Annotated in this window: 17 protein-coding genes; all 17 read left to right on the top strand. The window is 32.4% G+C overall.

Going from position 1 to position 22,120, the window contains the following annotated elements; all coding sequences use genetic code 11:
* Entirely contained in the window at positions 1-750 is a 750-nt protein-coding gene (locus tag JST55_04050; GenBank protein MBS1492654.1) for a methyltransferase domain-containing protein, read from the top strand.
* Positions 751-1,263, top strand: a complete 513-nt coding sequence (locus JST55_04045; protein ID MBS1492653.1) for an acyltransferase — start codon at positions 751-753, stop codon at positions 1,261-1,263.
* The gene (asnB, locus tag JST55_04040) at positions 1,263-3,143 is read left to right on the top strand and encodes an asparagine synthase (glutamine-hydrolyzing) (GenBank protein ID MBS1492652.1); all 1,881 of its coding nucleotides are present in this window, start codon (positions 1,263-1,265) and stop codon (positions 3,141-3,143) included. Before JST55_04045 ends, asnB begins: the two co-directional genes overlap by 1 nt.
* Complete coding sequence (locus JST55_04035) at positions 3,143-4,450, top strand: UDP-glucose/GDP-mannose dehydrogenase family protein (protein ID MBS1492651.1); 1,308 nt, start codon at positions 3,143-3,145, stop codon at positions 4,448-4,450. The genes asnB and JST55_04035 overlap by 1 nt, the downstream gene beginning before the upstream one ends.
* A complete protein-coding gene (locus tag JST55_04030; GenBank protein MBS1492650.1) occupies positions 4,431-5,654 on the top strand; it encodes a glycosyltransferase family 4 protein in 1,224 nt (407 codons plus the stop codon). The genes JST55_04035 and JST55_04030 overlap by 20 nt, the downstream gene beginning before the upstream one ends.
* Before the next feature lie 127 nt (positions 5,655-5,781).
* On the top strand, positions 5,782-7,224 hold the full coding sequence (locus tag JST55_04025; protein MBS1492649.1) for a sugar transferase: 1,443 nt from the start codon (positions 5,782-5,784) through the stop codon (positions 7,222-7,224).
* 25 nt (positions 7,225-7,249) lie between these two features.
* Complete coding sequence (locus JST55_04020; GenBank protein ID MBS1492648.1) at positions 7,250-8,266, top strand: Gfo/Idh/MocA family oxidoreductase; 1,017 nt, start codon at positions 7,250-7,252, stop codon at positions 8,264-8,266.
* Positions 8,256-8,723 (top strand): N-acetyltransferase, encoded by a 468-nt coding sequence (locus JST55_04015; GenBank protein ID MBS1492647.1) that lies wholly within the window; start codon positions 8,256-8,258, stop codon positions 8,721-8,723. Before JST55_04020 ends, JST55_04015 begins: the two co-directional genes overlap by 11 nt.
* A 152-nt stretch (positions 8,724-8,875) precedes the next feature.
* Positions 8,876-10,021, top strand: a complete 1,146-nt coding sequence (locus JST55_04010) for an oligosaccharide flippase family protein (protein ID MBS1492646.1) — start codon at positions 8,876-8,878, stop codon at positions 10,019-10,021.
* Positions 10,018-11,106, top strand: a complete 1,089-nt coding sequence (locus tag JST55_04005; GenBank protein MBS1492645.1) for a glycosyltransferase family 4 protein — start codon at positions 10,018-10,020, stop codon at positions 11,104-11,106. Before JST55_04010 ends, JST55_04005 begins: the two co-directional genes overlap by 4 nt.
* Positions 11,107-11,279: 173 nt before the next feature.
* Positions 11,280-12,770: a hypothetical protein gene (locus tag JST55_04000; protein MBS1492644.1), complete on the top strand. Its 1,491-nt coding sequence runs from the start codon at positions 11,280-11,282 to the stop codon at positions 12,768-12,770.
* A 36-nt stretch (positions 12,771-12,806) separates the two neighbouring features.
* Positions 12,807-13,739 (top strand): glycosyltransferase, encoded by a 933-nt coding sequence (locus JST55_03995; protein ID MBS1492643.1) that lies wholly within the window; start codon positions 12,807-12,809, stop codon positions 13,737-13,739.
* Positions 13,740-14,702, top strand: coding sequence for a glycosyltransferase (locus tag JST55_03990; protein MBS1492642.1), 963 nt, complete (start codon positions 13,740-13,742; stop codon positions 14,700-14,702).
* An 11-nt stretch (positions 14,703-14,713) separates the two neighbouring features.
* On the top strand, positions 14,714-15,652 hold the full coding sequence (locus tag JST55_03985; protein MBS1492641.1) for a glycosyltransferase family 9 protein: 939 nt from the start codon (positions 14,714-14,716) through the stop codon (positions 15,650-15,652).
* The gene (locus tag JST55_03980) at positions 15,642-16,406 is read left to right on the top strand and encodes a class I SAM-dependent methyltransferase (GenBank protein MBS1492640.1); all 765 of its coding nucleotides are present in this window, start codon (positions 15,642-15,644) and stop codon (positions 16,404-16,406) included. Before JST55_03985 ends, JST55_03980 begins: the two co-directional genes overlap by 11 nt.
* Positions 16,406-17,140 carry a WecB/TagA/CpsF family glycosyltransferase gene (locus JST55_03975; protein MBS1492639.1) on the top strand — a complete coding sequence of 245 codons (735 nt, stop codon included), beginning with the start codon at positions 16,406-16,408 and terminating at the stop codon, positions 17,138-17,140. Before JST55_03980 ends, JST55_03975 begins: the two co-directional genes overlap by 1 nt.
* An 18-nt stretch (positions 17,141-17,158) precedes the next feature.
* Positions 17,159-22,018: a hypothetical protein gene (locus JST55_03970; protein MBS1492638.1), complete on the top strand. Its 4,860-nt coding sequence runs from the start codon at positions 17,159-17,161 to the stop codon at positions 22,016-22,018.
* Positions 22,019-22,120 lie beyond the last annotated feature (102 nt).

Below are 22,120 nucleotides of genomic sequence, written 5' to 3'. Positions count from 1 at the left end.
ATGCAGGCTGAAGTATTAATACCGCACAACTCTGCTTATAGAAAGATAATTAATTATTTCAAAAGCATTCACTTCATAAATGTTTTTGTTAAGAAAATTAATGCATGCAGAAAAGTTGAGATAAATTGCATATTAAGCGGAGCTTCTTTAAAAAAATCTGACAATGTACTAGATATCGGAAGCGGTGATGGATACTGGACAAATTATTTTTCTAAAAAATGCGGTACCATTGTTGGAATAGAACCTTATCAAGAGCACCTGCGGATTGCTCAAAATAAATACACCGGAATTAAATTTGTTGCTGAAAGTGCTGAGGCATTAAGTTTTAAATCAGAAAGTTTTGACAAAGTAATAAGTGTTTGTGTGTTTGAACATCTTTATAATGATGTGACCGCTTTTGAAGAAATGTACAGGGTACTTAAACCCGGTGGAATACTAGCAGCTACTGTTGACAGCTTAAATTCAAAATATATTTCAGATGATTATAAAAAGAAACATATACAGGATTGTTACTGCGCGCAGTTATACGATGTAGATGGAATCATAATGAAACTTGAGAAAACGGGATTTAAAAATGTGCAGGCTAACTATATCATAGGTTCAAGATTTGGAATTCTTTACGAGAAGCTTTCAGAGAAATTCGGAATATTTGCTTACCTGACACTATTACCTTTGTATCCTGTTATACTGTTTCTAGAAAGTAATTTTAAGCAATCAGGATATAAAATATTTGTCACTGCTGAAAAATAAATGAAAACCATTTTCAGATTTTTATATTATCTCATTGGGAAACATCTTCCGAATTCGAATTTTCCGTTGGGAAAATTATTTAATTCGGTGAGAGTTTTTTTTGCAAAAGGCTTTATGAAATCAGTCGGCAATAATGTAACCATTGAAAGTTCAATTTTCTGGGGTGATGGGAGAGATATAGAAGTCGGAGACAACTCGCAGATAAACGAAAATTGCTGGATAAGAAATTGTAAGATTGGAAGCAATGTCATGATTGCACCTTATGTAATGATTATGAATTACGGTCATAATATAAAAGATATTAATGTACCTATGGTAATGCAGGGTGTAAGGCATTATCCACAGACCATTATTGAAGATAATGTATGGATCGGTGCACGAGCAGTAATTCTTCCCGGTATTAAAATTTGTTCCGGTGCAGTTATAGGCGCAGGTTCCGTTGTTACAAAAGATGTTGAAGCAAATTGTGTTGTTGCAGGAAATCCCGCTAAGTTAATTAGGGTAAGAAAATAATGTGCGGTATTGCAGGAGTGATAGATATTTCAAGAAATCTTAATGTAGAATTGCTGGAAAAAATGTCTGAGGTAATTAAACGCAGAGGACCTGATGATAAAGGAATTTATTTTGAGAAAGAATCAGGTGTAGGATTAGTTCACAGACGTTTAAGCATTATTGATTTAGTATCAGGCAAGCAGCCCATGCATAATGTTGAAGAAAATTTAGTAATTGTTTTCAATGGTGAGATATACAATTTCAAGGAGTTGAGAAAAGAGCTTTTATCAATAGGGTTTAAATTTAATACGCAGTCAGATACAGAAACGATTTTAAACATTTATCAAAAATATGGTACGGCAGGATTTAACAAACTAAACGGTATGTTTGCATTTGCCATCTATGATAAGAATGAAAAAAAAATAATTCTGGCAAGAGATAATTTCGGAGTGAAGCCATTGTATTATTCTTTCACAACAAATGGAATTACTTTTGCTTCTGAAATAAAGGCAATACTTGAAAATAAAAATTACAAAGCAGAGCTTGATTACACTGCATTCAACAGCTTTTTGACATACAGGTATAATCCTTCACCGCAAACTCTTTTTAAAAATATTTTTAAGCTTAAGCCGGGTGAATACCTCGAATATTATCTGAATGGAAAGTATAATTTAGATAGTTTTGATAAGAGTTATCCTGTAACAAATAAAAATATTAAAGAGGCCGATGCTATAGAAGAGTATTCAAGTTTACTTGAAAAATCAATTAGCAGGCAACTAACAAGTGATGTTCCTGTTGGGTTATTTTTAAGCGGTGGAATTGATTCTGCAGTGCTCGGTCACTTCATGAAGGAAAATTATGATGATAAGTTTAATACTTACACTATAGGTTTTTCAGGAAGAGGAAATTATAATGAGATTGAGGATGCGAATAGAACCGCTGTTGCTTTGAATTCAAAACAACACACAAGGACATTATCCAAAGAGGAGTATTTGAATTTTTTTCAGAAATCATTTTATTATCTGGAAGAACCGATCGCAGAAACTACGGTACCGGCTTTATATTATCTATCTCAATTAGCTTCTAAAAATGTGAAGGTCGTTTTAGCGGGACAAGGTGCCGATGAGCCATTAGCAGGATATAAAAGATATTATGGTGAAAGTAAGATGAGCAAATATCAATCTTTGTTAAATCTTTTACCGTTAAATTTAATTTCCGATATTCTTCCTCGCAATGAAAGATTGAAAAGGGCATCCTATGCTTCTCAATTTACAAATGAGATAGATAGGTTTCTTGCAATATATACTATATTCACACCGGAACAGAAAGCAAAACTATTAAAAGATGATGTAAAAGAAAAAATATCAAATGAAGATATTGATTTGCTGAAACCTTTATATTCAAGAACTGAAAAACTTGAAGATTCACTCTCAAAAATACTGTATATAGATACACGAATGAAATTATCGGATGACTTATTAATGTTTGGAGATAAAATGACTATGGCTAACTCACTTGAAATGCGGGTACCATATCTGGATAAAGAATTAATTGCTTTTTTAGAAACACTCCCTTCAAATTTCAAATTGAAAGGAAATAAGCATAAGTATATTCACAAGAAATCTGCCGAAAAATGGTTACCGCCTGAAATTATTAACAGAAAGAAAAAAGGATTTGAGACACCTATGGATGAATGGCTGCAGGGAAGTTTTGCCGATGACGCAAAGGAAATGTTTAACGATAAGGATTCAGCCAGCAGGAATTTTTTTAATCTTAACTATTTGAATGAGATGATAGATTTGCATAAGTCAGGAAAGAAAAATTATTTACGCCATATTTTTGCATTACTTTCTTTTGAAACGTGGTACAAAACTTTTTTTGAAAATTATTTGAACAATTAATGAATATTTCTGTATTTGGAATTGGTTATGTTGGATGCGTAAGCCTTGGATGTCTTGCTGCAGATGGGCACTTTGTAATTGGAGTTGATTCAAATGAAAGTAAACTAACTTTGCTTGAATCCGGTAACGCAACTGTATTGGAAAAAGGTCTTCATGAAATTATCAGGGAAGGTGTTGCTGAGAAGAGAATAATTGCAATGAATGATTATGAGTACGCGGTAAAGAATTCAGAAGTCTCTATTATTTGCGTTGGAACTCCGCCGGGTGAAGATGGAAATTTAGATCTCTCACATATATTTAAAGTTGCAGAGCAAATAGGAGCGGCTCTTAAAATTAAAAAAAATTTTCATATTGTCTCTGTCAGGTCTTCAATTCCTCCGGGAACAATATCAAAGATTGAAAAAATTATTGCAGACTGTTCGAAGAAAATTGTTGATAAAGATTTTTCAGTACTTTCAAATCCTGAGTTTTTAAGAGAAGGTTCTGCCGTTAAGGATTATTATAATCCTCCATATTCTTTAATTGGTGGTTCAAACTCTTCAGCAATGGAAACTTTAGCTTCCATTTATAAAAGTGTAAATGCCGAAGTCATTTTTACAGATACAAAAAATGCTGAACTTATAAAATTTGTAAATAATTCTTTCCACGCGCTTAAAGTGAGTTTTGCAAATGAAATAGGTATTATATGCTCATCTTTGGATATGGATTCGCAGAATTTTATGGAGTTATTCGTAAAGGATACAAAATTAAATATTTCTGATGTTTATCTGAAGCCGGGGTTTTCATACGGCGGGTCATGTCTTCCTAAAGATTTACAAGCGCTGCAAAGTATAGCAGAAAAAAATTCCTTAAATATACCTTTGCTGAAAAGCATTTCGAATTCAAATGATGAAAATATTGATAGAGCATTTAAACTTATTGAAAGGGCTAAAAAGAAAAATATTGGATTTCTTGGAATCACATTCAAAGCAGGAACGGATGATGTAAGAAATAGTCCTTATGTAAGTCTGGTAAAAAAACTTCTTCATAAAAAATACAATGTGAAGATATATGACCCGAATCTGGATTTAGAAAAAGTAATCGGAGCAAATAAAGAATTTCTTTTTAAAGAGCTTCCTGTAATATCAGATTATTTAATTTCATCTTACAAGGAATTAATTGATGAAGTTGATATAGTTGTTATTGCTAATCAGGAATTGATAGCCCTTAAAGATCTGGCAAAACTAAAAAATAAATTTATTATAGATTTGGTTCGTATCGATAAAAGTCTGAGAACAAAAGATAACTATGCCGGACTCTCCTGGTAAACACGTACTTTTAGTTGTAGAAAATTGCTCCGTACCCGATGATCAGCGTGTCTGGAAAGAGGCAAAAGCTGTGAAGGAGATGGGATTTGATGTAAGCATAATTTCACCCAAAGATGCCAAAAGCGATAAAGAAAATTTTGTTGTAATTGATGACATTTGGATTTACAGATATAAGCAACTTGTAACAGGAACCGGATTTATTTCATACTTTATAGAGTATTTAAATTATCTTGCGAGAACATTTGTTTTAGTTTTAAAAATCAATTTTAATAAAAGAGTAAATGTGTTCCATTCAGCAAATCCTCCTGATTTATTTTTTTTGATTTTTATTTTCTTTAAACCATTCGGAGCTAAGTATATCTTTGATGTTCATGATTTGTTTGTAAATGCATTTGAATCTAAATATACAAATAAGAAATCTTCTGTTAAAAATTTTCTGATAGGATTATTATCGTTTGTAGAAAAATTGAATTTGAAATTTACAGATTACATTGTTGTCACCAATCAGTCATATAAAGAATATTTGATTGAAAAATACAGAATAAATCCTGCTAAAATATTTATAGTAAGAAACGCACCGGAACTTGATAACAGGTTAGATTTTGCTCCTGATGTTAATTTAAAACAGGGTAGAAATAATTTGCTTATATTTTTTGGAATGATGGGAGAGGATGACGGAGTTGATGTAATTTTAAAAGCGTGTCACTATTTAATAACTGAAAAAAATTTCACAGATTTTTATTGTTGTCTTATAGGACCTGATAATATCGAACGCAGTCCTTACATTAAAGAGCTGAAAAAAATATATAGAGAGTTAAATCTTCATGACAATGTTAAGTTTACCGGATATTTATCATGGGATGAAATTCATACTCATTTGAATACGGCAGATGTAGGTCTTTCGCCGGACCTTTACACACAGCAGAACAATATTTCTACTATGATAAAAATTATGGAATATATGTCCCACGGTCTTCCAATCTTATCTTTTAAACTTAAAGAAAACATTTATTCCGCGGGTGAGGCAGCTCTTTACTGTGATACCTATGATTACAAGGAATTTGCAGAAAAGATTTTAATAATGGTCAATGACAGTCAACTATTAAAAGAAAAATCTAAAATAGGTTTAGAACGATATAAAAGCACTTTCAATTGGCAAAATTCTAAATATAATTTAGTAAGTTTGTATAAAAATTTCATATAAAGCTTGCGATTATTAAGTTACTGCCAAGTTTAATAATATTTCTTTATTTTCAAAAGTATTCTATTATTATGAAAGATTTCAGGACCAGGCTTTATCATTAAAATTTCCTCAAGTTTTAATATATAATTTGATAAAATATCCCAAATATAAATATTTTTACGCTCTTGCTGATTTTGTAATTATTTGTGTTTCATTCATTGCATCTGAGTATATTTCAGAAAGAATATTCCACAAAAGAATTTTGGCAGATGTTGACTTACCCACAACCCATCTTATAAATATTTTATTTTCCTTATTCCTGATTTTTATTTTCCAGAACAATAATCTTTATAAGATTAATATTTTCCTTTCCCGTTCATCGCAGCTGGTTTCAATCATCAAATCTTTTTTATATGGCGGTTTAATTCTAATACTCATCTCGTTTTTTTTGCAGTTAGATATTGTACTCGGTTCCAGAACGGTTGCAGTGACTTTTTTAATATTAGGTATTTCAGCAGTAACGTTCTTAAGAGTTGTAATATTCAGACCTCTTTATTCGTATTTTACCCGAAATAAATTAATTAAAAGAAATGTGCTGATTGTAGGCGCAGGGAAATCCGGACAGCTGCTTGCAGAAAAAATATTGTTCGAAAATTTCTATGGAATAAATATAGTAGGCTTTATTGATAAAGAAACTACTGTGGGGGATTTTGTATTCGGGAATATACGTTCTCTTGGTCCAATCAATGATATAAAAAAAATAGTACAAAAAACAAAAATTGATGAAGTAATAATTGCCACCGATGATATCGATTATGAGAAGCTGTTACAAATTATAGATTATTGCCAGGTATTACAGTTGAATGTTAAGCTGTCTTCTGAACTGTTTAGAATTATTCCTGAAAAGATCGTAATCGAATCTTACTCAGGTATGCCTTTAATAGATTTATCAGAGAAGGTAAATAAAAACTTTAATCTTATTTTTAAAAGGTGTTTTGATTTCTTCTGTTCAGTTGTAGGAATAGTATTGCTCTCACCTTTTCTGGCGTTTATTGCAGCTGCCATAAAAATTTCATCAAAAGGAAGTGTGCTTTACAGACAGGAAAGAATCGGTAAGGGTGGTAAAAAATTTAATTTATACAAATTCCGCTCAATGGTAGATTCATCTGAAATTGATGAGGAACATAAAAAAAGAGTGCATGAATTTATACTAAGCAGTACTGAGACCGGAAAAAAGTTTACCAAAGTAATTAATGAAAACAGAGTTACATCACTTGGAAAATTATTAAGGAGAACATCACTTGATGAACTTCCTCAATTATTTAATGTAATTAAAGGCGATATGAGTTTAGTCGGACCTCGTCCTTGCCTGCCGTATGAATATGAAATGTTCGATGAATGGCATAAAAGAAGGCATTCAGTTCTTCCCGGATGTACAGGTGTGTGGCAGATTAATGGAAGGGGAAGTGTATCTTTTAAAGATTCTATAATTTTGGATTTATACTATGTCAATAATGTTACACCTTGGCTTGATCTTCAATTAATTTTTAAAACTTTCCCTGTAATGGTAACAGGTAAAGGTGCAAAATAACATATTTGTTCCTATAATATAAAAAATGGATATAGCTATTATTGGTCTTGGATACTGGGGTCCTAATTTAGTGAGAAATTTTTCTGCTATTAAAGAAGTCAATAAAATTATTTGCTGCGATAATAATCAAAAACGTCTTGCAAGAATAAAGCTGTCATTTCCAATGGTTGAAACTGTAAGTGATTTTGATCAGCTGTTAAAAAATTACAAATTTGATGCGTTGATAATTTCGACTCCTGTTGGAAGTCATTATAAGTTTGCAAAAGCTGCTTTGAATGCAGGGAAACATGTGTGGGTTGAAAAACCTTTCACTGGTTCTTCAAAAAATGCAGAGGATTTAATAAACATCAGTGAGAAAAAAAACTTAAAGATATTTGTTGACCACACTTTTATTTATACAGGCGCTGTAAGAAAAATTAAAGAAATTGTAGATAAAGGAGAGCTTGGTGATGTTATCTATTTCGATTCAGTGAGAATTAATTTAGGACTGTTTCAGCATGATGTAAATGTGCTTTGGGATTTAGCCTGTCATGATTTATCCATTATGAGCTACATACTTCCTGATAATAAAATAACCGGGATAGCGGCAAATGGTATTGCAAATTTTTATGACCACGAAAACCTGGCATATCTTTCAGTCTATTTCGAAAATAATTGTTTTGCGCATATTCATTCCAACTGGACTTCACCTGTTAAAATCAGAAGAACCATTGTTGGAGGGAAAAAGAAGATGCTGGTCTTTGATGATATGGAGAACGTTGAAAAAATTCGTGTCTATGATTCAGGTGTTCTTATGAGAAAAGATGAAGAGGATAGTATTCATGAAGCCTTGGTACAGTATAGAATAGGTGATATGTATTCTCCGAAAGTTGCACAAGTGGAAGCACTAGCATCAGCTTCAAGGGAGTTTATCAATTCAATAAATGAAGACAGGTTACCTCTTACTAATGCCTATGACGGTTTAAAGATTGTAAAAATTCTTGAAGCTGCCGATAAATCAATTAAAGAACGCGGCAAGATAATGGAGTTCAATGGGAAATAAAAATATAAAAAATGTGAACTTGGGAAAAGATGTCATCATTTATGATTTTGTAAATCTATACGGATGTTCAATCGGAGATAATACTAAGATCGGTACATTTGTAGAGGTTCAAAAAAATTCTTCCATTGGTAAAAATTGTAAAATATCTTCCCATACTTTTATCTGTGAAGGTGTAGAAATTGAAGATAACGTTTTTGTGGGACATAACGTTACATTTATTAATGATAGATTTCCAAGAGCTGTCACATCAGAAGGCAATATGCAGACCGATAACGATTGGAAGCTTGAAAAAACACTTGTAAAAAACGGCGCTTCAATTGGTTCATCAGCGACTATAATGTGTGGTGTAACTATAGGGGAAAATGCAGTCGTTGGGGCGGGGTCAGTTGTGACCCGAGATGTTGAGTCAAATTGTGTTGTGGCAGGTAATCCTGCAAAAGAAATAAAAAAAGTTTAGCTCTCTTACAAAATAAGATTATATTGTTATAATCATTCCATCCTTATTCATCTTTATTCATTTTATTGAAAGCCCTTTCCAAATTCTTTTCCAGAAGTAAATTTAATTTTTTCCAGAATGTATTTGATAAACTTTTCTCGTTTTTTCTTTTTATGTATGTCGCGAGAAAATTTTCACCTGCAGAGTATGGAGAGCTTATTGCATTAATCGCATTATCATTTATTATTGTTTCTTTTTTTGATTTTGGATTGCCGGTTTACTTTCAGAGAGAAGTTTCCCGTTTACAAAACATACATTCGCTGTATAAAACTACGCTCATTTTATATTTAATTCTGTTTCCTGTATACATTGGAATATGTTTTTTATATTCGCACTTTTTCCAATCATTCAATTCAATTTTAATCTTTATAACAATTGTAGTATCCTCATATTTAAGCTTATATACAAATGTAATGAGTAAGATTGTTTCAGGCTTGCGTGATTTTAAATCTCAATTTTATTTTTTAGTATTATCACGCTGTTTCTTTTTGTTCTTCCCGATAGCTTATTTATTTAAAAAAGAACTGACAATTGAAAGCGTTGCAGTTGTATTACTTCTATCGTATTTTTTTAATCTAATACTTTTCTACTATTATCTTAAAAGAAATTATTTTAAAAGTGAATCAGGTGCAGTTAATTTTAATCTGCTTGGGAAAATAATCAAAGTTTCCATACCTTTAGGCGTTATTGTTCTTGTAAATTTATTGTATGACAGAATAGATGTTTTATTGATTTCTAAACTTTTAGGATTTTCCGATACAGGAAAATATAATATTGCGTATGGTCTGCTCAAAGCTTCAACGCTTTCGTTCTCGTTTATACTTATTGAAGGCTTCTCAAAAGCATCTTATCTTAGTTCAAAAATATCTTCGATAAAACTTTTTCTCAGAAAATATATTATCATAATTTTTTCGATTAGTTGTATTTCAGCCTTAGTATTATTCTTTCTCCCTGATTTTCTTGTCACATTTTTTTATACAACTAAATATTCAAACTCAATAGTTCTCTTAAAGTTTCTAAGTTTTGCAGTTATACCGCTGGCATTAAATAATCTTACTGGCATTACTCTTAACGCTCTGGGGAAATTTAATTTTGTTTTAATTGCTACTATCGTCGGGTTAATAGTTAATGTAACTCTTAATGTTATTCTTATACCGAGTATTGGTCTGATAGCAGCGTGCTACGCTACATTTTTTACGGAGATAGTAATTTTAATAGTTGAAAGTATTTTTCTTTTTAAAGTACTGAATAAAAAGTGAAGATTTTATATTTAGGAAGATATAATGAGTTAGAGGAACTGACCGGCCCGGAGAAAGTCGCAAAGAGAATTTATGAACAGTCATCAAAAGAAAATGAAACAGCATTTGCAGAATATTTTTTTGATGGTTCACAATACGGGATTATAAAAAAAATATTTGGAAATGAAGTTGTAAGCAAAGTCTCACACATTTACAGATTTGGTTTCTTAAAATTTTTCACATTCCTGTTTAAATTCAGACCGGAAATTATTCACATAATTACGTTTGAAAGATTTGCTGTGCTTGCTTACTTTTATAAATTTTTTACCGGTGTCAAAATAGTGTATAACGTTCACGGAGTTGCGGTGTATGAAAACAATAATTTCAAAAATGTATCTGCATCTTTGAAAAAAAAAGATATGTACTGCGAGAGTAAATTTATAAAATCAAGTGATGCGTTGTTGTATTTATCTGAACATCAGTTGAAAATAGCTAAAGAATACTATAAAATACCGGATGAGAAAATAAAATTTATAAACAATGGTATAGATCCAGAATTTAAAAGCACGGAAATAAAATCAGACAATTCAGAATTGCCATCACTTGTATTTATTGGAGATAGTGAAAGGAAAGATAAGGATTTTAATTTTCTATATGAGATTCTTGATAAAGTGAAAGAAAAATGCAATTTGTATGTAGTGGGTAATTTTAACCCTTCAATTTATAAAAGCACTGTTGGTAATATCACTATCATTTCGGTCCGCAAAATGAGCAAAGATTTATTGATAAGCTTTTTAAAAGATAAAGACGTTTTTATTTCTTCCAGCTTCTATGATACATTTTCTATTGCGACTGCTGAATGTATGGCTTTGGGGTTAGCCCCTATAGTTACGGATAATACCGGTATATCCAAATTGATTACGAATGGTGAAAATGGATTTGTTGTAAAGCACGGCGATAAAGAAGATTTATCAGGTAAAATAAATTTACTCCTTGAAAACAAGGGCGTCAGAACTGAGATATCAATCCGCGCTTCCAAAATTTATGAATTACTGAACTGGGAAAATATTTTCTCCAGCTACAATCAGATTTATAAATCTATTTAATAGTGTTATCAGTTAAAGTAAAAAATATTTTATTTTTTTCTGTAATAACGGGAATATATCTTTGTATAAATATTCCATTAATAAAAAATTTTGCTTTTCTGAATGATGATCTGATGATAATTTTTTATTCCAGAAAATTCCCATTTCCTTTATTTACATTTTGGGAAAACGGATTGAAAGACCTGATTCCAAATGCAGGCACAGATTCCTTCAGGTACAGACCATTATCTTCATTTATTTTTTTTATAACTTCATTTCTTTTTGGTTTAAAGCCGTGGTTGTGGTCTCTTGCAGCCCAGCTGAATCACATACTGAATTTTCTTCTTTTAATTCTCATCTTTAAAAGAATTCGAACATTTTTTGACTCCAAAAGTAATTTATATCTTATACTTCCTTTGTTTTATCTGTTCTACCCGGGCAATGTTGCTAATGTTGCATGGGCTGCCGGCAGAATGGATTTAGCAGTCATATTGTTTTGTCTGTCATCATTCTATTTTTCTCTAAAGTATATAGAGCAGCGTAATTTTTATTTTCTGCTAATCAGCGCAATTTTATTTTTTCTTGCAACACTGGTAAAAGAAAATGCAACCTGCTGGTTTGCAGTTGAGTTATTACTGTTCTGGGTTATTTATAGAATAAAAAACAAACCCGCGGAATTGTTTAAGTCACTCTTGAAGATTTTCAAAAGCAAAGTAAGCATTCTTATACTTTATATTATTTGCCGAAGCGTTCTTGCAGGAGTAACCAATAAGGAAATTTTAGCTAACGTCAAAATTATTACCACTATAAATGCTTTTTTGAAATCATTGCTATTCACTTTTCTTCCGGTAGACTCAGGAACCTTTATTTACTCTTTCGATTCATCGTTAATAACATCAATAATTCTTTACTCAATATACTTTGCTTCGCTCATAGTAATATCTATTTTGATTTACTCCCGCAAAAAAATTTTTGTTTATTCCTTTAGTTTTTTATCAATCGCATTCATTACTTTGTTCTATTATACGATTGCAGGCGGAGGTACGTACAGATTATTTGCGCTGACTTTTACAAGCAGCCTGATATTTCTTTTTATTATAATATGCGCTAAAGAAAAATTGAATTTTTTAACTAAAATTTCAGGTTTAATAATTTTTCTTTTTTTTGTTTATGGATTTAATAAAGTTTCGGATTACTGGATTGTAAATTACAAACTTCAGGAAGAGAGCCTCAGCTCTTTGATTAATATATATGATAAGGATAAAGAGAATGTAATTCTTGATTATCCGCATTCACTCGGGCAGGCATCGTGTTATTCTGATATTGGGATTTATCTGTACTATAAAGCCAACAACGAAATTGGCAGATATAATAATATTACGGAACTTGCAGGAATAAATTCTCACGTTGAATCTCACTATATTGAGGGATGTTCAATAGAAAAAAAAGATGAGACGTATATTCTTACATCCGGATATAACGACACTTTTTTTTCGCCTGAACCATTTTACACACAGAAGTCCTCTGTTGGCGAAAAGTTCAATAACCAAAAGGATTATTTATTTGAAGTAATGAAGTTAAATTCATTTAATAAACCTACGGTGGTAAAACTACAGAGAATAAACTATCAGAATAAAGAGATTAGTATTATTAAATACTCCAATGGTAAATTTGAAAAATACTAAATAGTAGTGCAGTACGGTGAACACATATCGGTTGTAATGAGTGTCTATAATGAGGAGAGATACGTAGCTGCTGCAATAAAAAGTATTCTGAATCAAACATATCCTTATTTTGAATTTATAATTATTAATGATGGTTCAACAGATAAGTCTGAAGATATTATTAAATCTTTTAATGACGAGAGAATTGTTTATAAAAAAATAGAAAAAGTAAATTTTTCTGCTGCGCTTAATTACGGATTGAAAATTGCAAAATATGATTACGTTGCAAGGATGGATGCCGATGATGTTTCTGTACAGGATAGATTTGAAAAACAGATTAAATATATTGTAAATAATCCGGAAGTAAATGTATTGTCTTCGGCGTATGGCCTTTTTAAAAATGAGAGTGTTTCTCATTTGTATCATCTGCCATCTCAGGATAAAATAATTAAAGAGCAGCTTAATGTTTCCAGTTCGGTGTGTCATGCCGGCTCACTCTATCTAAGAAATCATATATTGAAATATGGAGGATACAATGAAAACCTTGACTGCCTTGAAGATATAGAGCTGTGGCTGAGAATAAGAAAAGATACAGTCTTCCATAATCTTACGAGTGTATTATATTTGATTCGGCTGAAGGAAAATTCAATGAGTGCAAACGAACAAAAAAAGCCTAAAGAGTTTTTTCAAAAAATATATTTTAAATATTTTGATGGAAATTATTACAGCGATATAAATAAATCTTACGCCGACTATGCGGTTTTAAAATTCAGATTTGATTCTAAAGAAGAATTTAGAAAATATGTTAAGCAGGAAAAGATATTATTTAATCCTAAGGTTTTTTTGTTGTACTTATGGAGTTACCTGCCCGGCAATATATCAACAAAAGATATAACACAGTGGTGGAAATGGAAAATGATAGAACTTAGCACACTGTTTAATAAGAGCAAAAAGAAACACAATAAATTGATTTCAAGCTTAAGCAAATAGATGGCAAAAGTTTCTGTTCTTATGACGACATATAACAACGCTGAGTATCTTTCTTCTTCAATAAAAAGCATACTCAGCCAGAGTTTTAAAGATTTTAATTTTATTATTGTTGATGACGGCTCTACGGATAATACTAAAGAAGTTATAGGGAGATTTAAAGATGAAAGAATAAAGTATTGTAAAATTCAAAACTCAGGACTTGGAGCAGCTCTAAATTACGGACTTAAGTTATGCGATACTGAGTTAGTAGTGAGAATGGATGCAGATGATATTTCTGTTACGGATAGAATTGAGAAACAATATAATTTTATTTTAAAAAATAAAGGTGTAGATATTCTTTCGTGCTGGTATGCGGCATTCGAAAACAAAAAATTACTTTACACAATTAAAACTCCTCAGAACGATGCGGATATAAAAAAAAGATTTGCACTTCATAGTGAGGTAATCCATGCAGGTATGATGTATAAGAAAGATAAAATTATTTCAAGCGGCGGTTACAAACCGATTGTATTTGAAGATTATGAACTCTGGCTGAGGATTAAAGATAAGGTAACTTTTTATAATATGCAGGAAGTTCTTTTGCTTGTTAGATACAGGAAGAATTCTTTTTCAAGAGAAAACATGAAGGAAAAGAACAAGCTTGTGTATTCTATACAGACTCCTTATTACGAAAATGATTTTGGAAAAATATTTAAGCTCGATTCCATTGACGAAGAAAATGAGTACCGGGGGTGGAGAGAGTATTTTTACGGTGATGAAAAAAAAGCGGGCGGTTACTGGAATAAAATGAAAATGGAAAATATAATTAAGCCAAGAATATTAATCGCAAAAATAATATTATTGTTACCATTGAAATTTATTCTGTGGTTTAAAGAAAACAGAATAAGATTCAGGCTGAGTTATTTTTTAGAATACTTCTCTGAGAGCAACATAAAACTCAGAAAAATTTTAAATGAAATCTGAGTAAAACCTGATTGAAGAAAGTCCTTCTCATATCGACGAATGCTTTAGGTGATACATATCTGACATGCGCTGCATTTAATTCAATTAAAAATCATTTTGAAAAAGTCAGTATCGATATTGTTTCTACTGAAAGCGCAAAGTTTATTCTAAGCGAAGTAGGATTTGACCATCTTTTTTTGCTGAAGAAAAAATCTTTTTCTGAAATGCACAATATGATTACACAGGTGCGGAAAACGAAATACGATTTTGTGTTTAATTTTTTCCCAGGACAAATGAACTCTTCAATTTTTAAATTATCAAATGCTGTTGAGAAAATTGGCTTTACGAATTTCATAAGAAAGAAAAGCTGGCATAATGACGACGATGCTCTGATAATAAAATCACAGCCTAAAGAGAAAAGAGTCTGGCACCCATCAGATAATTATTTGCACAGAATAAGTATGTCACTGAAAGCCGCGGGGATAGACGGCGAAGTAAAGAAGCATGTTTTCAACTTCGATAATATAAAAGAAAACAAGTACGATGTGGCATTGCATTTATTTTCATTCGATGAAAACAGAAAAATCAGCAATGATTCCATTCTTGAAATTGTAAAGGAATTGTGTGTAAAACAAAATCAGAATGTTTTTCTGTTTGGAAGTGAAAAAGAAATTATAGGATTGAAGGAATTAAAAAATATTAAAAATTTGAAATTGGAAGTTTCCCCGGATATAAAAAAACTTGTGAACAATATTAAAAAATCAAAGTTGTTTGTAGGTGTAGATTCATTCCCGCTTCACATAGCTGACGCTCACAATATAAAAACACTTGGTATATTTTATTATCCGAATGAAAATTCTGTCTTCCAGAATATGGAGAACAAATACATTTTCAGAGTGAATGATAATAAAGTGAATTCAGGAGAATTAGTAAATTTTATAAAAGAAAAAAAACTTATTGATGGGATATAGAATTGACAGATTGAACTTATCATTTAAAGAAAACGGTTTCTTGTGGACGATACTTTATCTTCTAAAGCGAGCAACGCATTGGAAGATATTTTCGGATAAGCTTCAATCACTCGAAAGCAAAAAAAAATATCCCGGATGGAACAGTGTGAATCAAAATAAACTTACGTGGAATAACTGGAACTGGAGTGAACTTGGTGAGGAATGGACAAAATCGGAAGGCTGGAAAGATAAGCTTGTAAATGAAATCATAATAAAGCTTGTTCCTGAAAACTCATCAATTATTGAAATAGGTCCGGGAGGTGGCAGGTGGTCTGAGTTCCTTCAGAAGAAAGCTTCAAAACTTCATCTGGTGGATATTTCCGAAAAATGCCTTGAGTTGTGTGAAAAAAGATTCGGTAGAAATTCTGTTATAGATTATAATTTAATTAAGGATGTAAAATTTAATTTCGCCGAAAGTAATTCAATTGATGTAGTTTTCTCTTATGATGTATTTGTTCATATAGATAAAGAGCAGATAACGGATTATTTCAAAGAATTTGAAAGAGTGTTGAAAAATTCGGGAAGAATTATTTTACACTACAGTAAGGTAGGCGATAAGTTTGGAGAGTACCGAAGCAGGTTTACTTCCTATGATATGAATGAATTATTAAAAAAATTAAATCTGAATTTATTAACAGAGTACGATGTAGAAACTCTTGAGACAAATAAAGGTAATTTTTTCGAAGTTATAGCAGTAATAGGCAAGAATAAATAATGAAGTCTCTGAATATACTGGGTTTCAATTTTCTTGATTTAAATTATAATGAAATAATTTCTCTGCTACATGAAAAAATTTCCAAGCGTGAAACATTTACATTCCTCAATGTTAATTCTCATATATTAATTGAAGCAGAAAGGAATCCGCGGTTAAAAGAAAATCTTGAAAACCTTTCCGCAATCTTTGCTGACGGAGTCGGAGTGTACTGGGCTTCAAAATTTCTTTACAAGGATTTTAAATTTAAGGAAAGATTAACCGGTACGGATTTATATTATAAAATACTTTCCTATGCTCAGAAATATGATCGCAAAGTGTTTTTTTTCGGTGGAGGAGAGAAGGCTGCAGAAATGCTGGAGCAAAATATAAAAAAGATGTACCCGAATTTAAAAATTAGCGGAATTTTACAGCGTGAAACTAATTTCTCTGATTTAACTGTTGCTAAGATTAGGTCTTCCAATTCCGATATTTTATTTGTAGGTTTAGGTTCGCCCTACCAGGAAGACTGGCTGGCAAAATACTCAAAGCAGGTTAATATCCCCGTCCAAGTAGCTATGGGCAGCGGAATAGAATTCTTATCAGGCAATTATAAACGCGCTCCGGAATTTTTTCAGAATATCGGGCTGGAATGGTTTTACCGTTTTCTTAATGAGCCCGCAAGATTATGGAAAAGATATTTTATAGGAAATCCTAAATTCATACTCAAAATAATTTTTCAAAAGTTAAATACATAATTATACCCCAATAAAAAAATGAAAAAAGTACTTCTGTTTATGGCATTCTTTTGTGGGATAAATATATCTTATTCGCAAAATTTTAATTGGATTACACCCAATAAAACCTACCTGAAGCTCTACTTAGTCCAGGATGGTGTTTATAGAATCAACAAAAGTGATTTTACAAATGCCGGAATCAGTACGAGCAGCATTGACCCCCGTACAATAAAAGTTTTATACAAAGGAAATCAGGTTCCCATTTATTTTGAAGGGGAATCAGACGGGGTCTTTAATGATAATGATTTTTTTGATTTCTACGGAACCAGAAACTTCGGCGGAAATACAAAATATGTTAATGGGTACAACAACAGGTTAAGCTACACTAAAAACGAGTACTATAATAATTACTCCGATACATCAGTGTATTGGGTAGACTGGGGCGGAACTAACGGGTTAAGAATGACGGACGTAAGCTCATCAAATTCTTTTCCGGCCTATCCGAATCCTTATTATTTTGAAAGTGTGCATAAAGAGAATGATATAATGTATTCTTTAGGTGAACATCCGGTTGATTCGGATTACAGATATTTCAACCCTGAACTTGTAGAAGGAGAAGGTTGGTATTGGAATGACTTGTTCAATCTATATAGTATAAAAGATAGCGCAAAATTAAAAAATCCTTTCATATCTGTTCAACCGATTTGTAAAATTAAGTTTTTTGCTTATCCAAATGCAAATGACAATAATATACTGAGAATTGTTTTCGATAATTATCCCTTAGGATTTTTTAAGACAACAGGCTATCAAAAATATGATACAACTATTTCGTTCCCTTCCACATATATTGATTCAACCATAGAGCGTTCCAAAGTAGTCTTTACATATTATGACAGCACTAATATAAGTCCTCCCGCTCCTCCTTACGGCAATGTTTACTTTGATTACTTCGAGTTAATATATCCATCTAAATTCAAATTTTTTGAAAATAATTTATATGCAGATCTCGCAATAAATAATCCCTCTGCAGATACAACTACTAAACGCTTTAAGATAACAGGCTTTACTTCTCCAAACGGATTAACGCTTTACGATGTAAGAAACGGAATAAGAATTACCAATTCAACCGTATCGGGTGATACGCTTCTTTTCAGCGCGAAAGGAAATGCAAATCTCCGAATTACCAACTCAAATGTTTATCTTAAGCCGTTCAGAATAAAACAAAAACAGGTTGCGAATCTTGTAACCGGAGCAGCTGATTACCTTATAGTATATCATCCGTTATTTGTAAATGCTGCTGAGCAGTTAAGACAGCACCGCCAGTCTTACGATACACTTCGTTCCGTGAAAGCAAGTATAGAAGATATTTATGATGTATTTAATTACGGAATGGAAGACCCGAAAGCAGTCCGCACATTTGTCAAAAATGCTTACATATCATGGACTGCCCCCAAACCAAGATATCTCTGTCTCTTCGGCAGAGGTTCTATTGACCCGAAGAAAAATTCCAGCGCATCACAGATTTATATTAATTATGTACCTTCATACGGAAACCCTACCTGCGATGGATATTTTGGAAATGTAAATGAATCCGCATTAGTTTATGTTCCTAATCTTTCAATTGGAAGATTGCCCGCCTACTCAGAGCAGGAAGCTAATGATATTGTAAGCAAAATTATTGCCTACGATAATCAAAGGCATAATTATGAAGCCTGGTGGAAAAAAGATGTAATGGTAACCGGCGGGCTAAATAGCGGTGAGCAGACCGGATTTCAGCTCGAAGCGAATTCTATTATATCACTCTATTTTAATCCTAACCCGTTAAGGCTTTCATCGGATAAAATTTACCGTAATGATGCGGGAGGCGGAATTTCATTTCAGTTCTCCGACTCTATTATAAATACATTTAACAGGGGAGCAATGTATTTTAATTACATCGGCCACGCAGGAAACGGAACATGGGATAACGGACTTGAAAATCCCGACCTGCTTTCCAACGGAAATAAACTCCCTCTTGTTTTCAGCATGACATGTTTTACAGGTAAAAATGCAATCAATGAATTCAGAGGATTCGGAGAAAAATTCATTTATCTTCCGAACAAAGGAGCTATTGGATATGTCGGAAATACAGGCTGGACATTTTCATCAAACGGAGAAGCGCTTAACCGCAGATTTTTAGACGGGATGAAAGGCGGATTAAGAAGGCAGGGAGAAATAATGAAATACGGTATCGCAAGCGATACAATATCTGCATCCGATTCCGGCGGCTATTCTTCAAGATTCACCCTTAATACATATTGCCTATTAGGAGACCCTGCAGCAAAAATATTATTACCTTCTTATCCGGAGTTTGAAATTTTGCCGGGTAATTTTTCCATGTCGAATTCTTTTCCTGCAGTTAATGATCCCGTAAACATAAAGTTTTACACTAGCAATTATGGTATAGGAGTAGATTCCGTTAAAATGAGATTCCAGTTCTACCGGAACGGAATAGCTATGCCTCCGAAAGATACAATACTCAGAAATTTCGGAAGGTTAGTAGATACTGTCGGTTATAATTTTACGATTACTTCCAGCGGGAATTATAGTCTGAAGTTTACCATTGACCCGGATAACCGCTATCCTTTAGAAGATAAAACAAACAACTCAATAAATGTAAATATTCCGATAAGAAATGTTTCTTATGTTCCTTTGAAGCCTGTTGATAATGCATTTATACTCACTGACTCTGTTGAGTTTGTGGGAATAAATCCTAACGTTGACCCGCAAAAAAATACTGTAAAAGTTTTACTTCAGGTTGATACGAATTTAAATTTTACAAATCCCAGAATTTTCTTCAAACAGGTAACGGAAGGTGTTGTAACCAAATTCAGAACCACACTGCCTGTTGCAGATACAAATCTTGTTTATTACTGGAGAATGAATTCAGTTGTTAATAACGATTCATCGGGATGGTCAAATACCCAGAGATTGATTTATAATCCTTCAGGCACTCTTGCCCGTTCACACGAGGCTCCTGATTCTGTAGTTAAATTATCAAAGAAACGTTTAGGACAATATGATGCGGGAAGCTATCAGGGACTTTCATTTGTAAACGGTACCGGCTTTACCTTACCTTTTGTTAATGCGGATTTAAGAGTTTTAGCTCACGGTAATAATGGTGAGGAAGCGTCTGAGTTTACATTCAATGGCGGAAGATACATTATTGATAATGGTTCTTTCCCCGGAATTTGCTTTTTTATTGTTAATAAGCTTACAGGAAGACCGATAGATATTAAAGGATTCCGGATGAGCTCTCCTTCAAGCTCTGATTCTATTGTAACATATCTTAACGGAATTGACAGTAATAAATTTGTAATGATATCGACTGTTCAGACATTTGCCGGAGATAGTCTTAGAGAAAATGCACGTAATAAAATAAAAGAATTCGGCTCAGTAATGGTTGACAGTATGAGAAATCATTATGGTTTTCAGACATGGGCTTTTATAGGAAGCAAAGGTGCTTCACCTTTAAATTGCAGTGAAGACTATCATCCGAATAATGTTGTCAGCAGCTGCGTAGATAATTGGTGTACATCAAATGCAGCTATTAACCGTCCTTTCCAGACAATAAAGGGAACACTTACTCAAAATTTCGGTCCGGCAAAATCATGGAATAATTTTATAGCATTCCAGAATGTGCAGCCATTTTCAGCAATAAAGTATAACGTTTACGGGAAAAATACTGCTGACCAGACTGTTCTATTGTACACTAATATAAGCTCTCCGTTTAACTTTGATACTTTAAATGCGCTTACTTATCCTAATATTACAATTACGTCTTCATTTAGTTTAGATTCATTGCAGGGTAATGTACCGCCTTCATTAAAATCTTTTGTATTAAATTATGTTCCTCCTGTTGAACTTGCTGTTGATAATTATTCATTCACAAAAAGCGATACCGTCCTTCAGGAAGGCGATAGTGTTACCTTAGGGGTAAAATATACAAACGTCGGGTATTCTCAGATTTATTCTATGATTAATACCTGGTACACTTTTGTTAACGGACAAAAAAAATATTTAAAGGTTGATACTTTAAGAACTCCGATACAGGTAGATGAAGTAAGAAATTCACAGGTAAGATTTTCAACATACGGCTTTGGACATCAGAGTGATTCAGTAACGGTTTATTTCGATTCATATCCGGCTTATGCAGTAAATGAGTTCAATTCGTATAACAATACAGGTGTAACTCAGATAATAGTAAAATCGGATTCATTGAAACCTGTTGCAGATATTACATTCGACGGACATAAGTTAAATAACGGAGATTATATTCAGGCAAGACCTGAAATTGTAATTTCGTTGTATGACGATAGCCCTATAGCAATAGACGGAGCAGATACAAATACAGTTAAGATAAAACTTGATTCTAAGTATGTGCCTTATGCTAATAATCCTGACCTTCAGTTTATTGTTGCGAGAGGATACAAGCTTGCAGCAACTGTAAAATACTATCCTAAGTTATCCGAAGGAACTCATAGTATTGAGTTTGATTTTGTTGATAAGACAGGAAACATCGGCGATACGGTAAAAAACAATTTTCAGGTAAGTTATGATTTAAAATTGCTTGACCTTTATAATTTCCCGAATCCATTAAAAGATAAGACGTCATTTATGTTTAATCTGCAGGGAGAAAAAAGACCGGATACCGGAAAAATAAAAATTTATACTGCAGCAGGAAGACTTATAAAAGAAATAAACCTGGATAATTTATCAATAGGATATAATCAGGTTGAATGGGATGGGCGTGATAACGACGGAGATGCAATTGCAAACGGCATATATTTCTATAAAATGATACTGACGGGAAATTCAAAAATTGAGACAAAGATTGAAAAAATAGCGATATTAAAGTAAAATAAGGCACAAATTTAATATTTTATTGTCACTAATCTTGTAAAAAATAGCAGTAAGATGACTACATTTTACTATGTTTTTTGACATATAAGCCGTATATTT

It is taken from the genome of Bacteroidota bacterium (assembly GCA_018266835.1).
Taxonomy (GTDB): Bacteria; Bacteroidota; Ignavibacteria; order Tepidaquicellales; family Tepidaquicellaceae; genus JAFDZO01.
This window is presented reverse-complemented; position numbering and strand designations above follow the sequence as displayed.

Coding starts and splice junctions, on each gene's coding strand:
- JST55_04020 (MBS1492648.1), top strand. CDS start 7,250: ATGGATATAGCTATTATTGGTCTTGGATACTGGGGTCCTAATTTAGTG.
- JST55_04035 (MBS1492651.1), top strand. CDS start 3,143: ATGAATATTTCTGTATTTGGAATTGGTTATGTTGGATGCGTAAGCCTT.
- JST55_04050 (MBS1492654.1), top strand. CDS start 1: ATGCAGGCTGAAGTATTAATACCGCACAACTCTGCTTATAGAAAGATA.
- JST55_03995 (MBS1492643.1), top strand. CDS start 12,807: ATGAGTGTCTATAATGAGGAGAGATACGTAGCTGCTGCAATAAAAAGT.
- JST55_04015 (MBS1492647.1), top strand. CDS start 8,256: ATGGGAAATAAAAATATAAAAAATGTGAACTTGGGAAAAGATGTCATC.
- JST55_04010 (MBS1492646.1), top strand. CDS start 8,876: ATGTATGTCGCGAGAAAATTTTCACCTGCAGAGTATGGAGAGCTTATT.
- JST55_04030 (MBS1492650.1), top strand. CDS start 4,431: ATGCCGGACTCTCCTGGTAAACACGTACTTTTAGTTGTAGAAAATTGC.
- JST55_04045 (MBS1492653.1), top strand. CDS start 751: ATGAAAACCATTTTCAGATTTTTATATTATCTCATTGGGAAACATCTT.
- JST55_03970 (MBS1492638.1), top strand. CDS start 17,159: ATGAAAAAAGTACTTCTGTTTATGGCATTCTTTTGTGGGATAAATATA.
- JST55_03975 (MBS1492639.1), top strand. CDS start 16,406: ATGAAGTCTCTGAATATACTGGGTTTCAATTTTCTTGATTTAAATTAT.
- JST55_03980 (MBS1492640.1), top strand. CDS start 15,642: ATGGGATATAGAATTGACAGATTGAACTTATCATTTAAAGAAAACGGT.
- JST55_03990 (MBS1492642.1), top strand. CDS start 13,740: ATGGCAAAAGTTTCTGTTCTTATGACGACATATAACAACGCTGAGTAT.
- asnB (MBS1492652.1), top strand. CDS start 1,263: ATGTGCGGTATTGCAGGAGTGATAGATATTTCAAGAAATCTTAATGTA.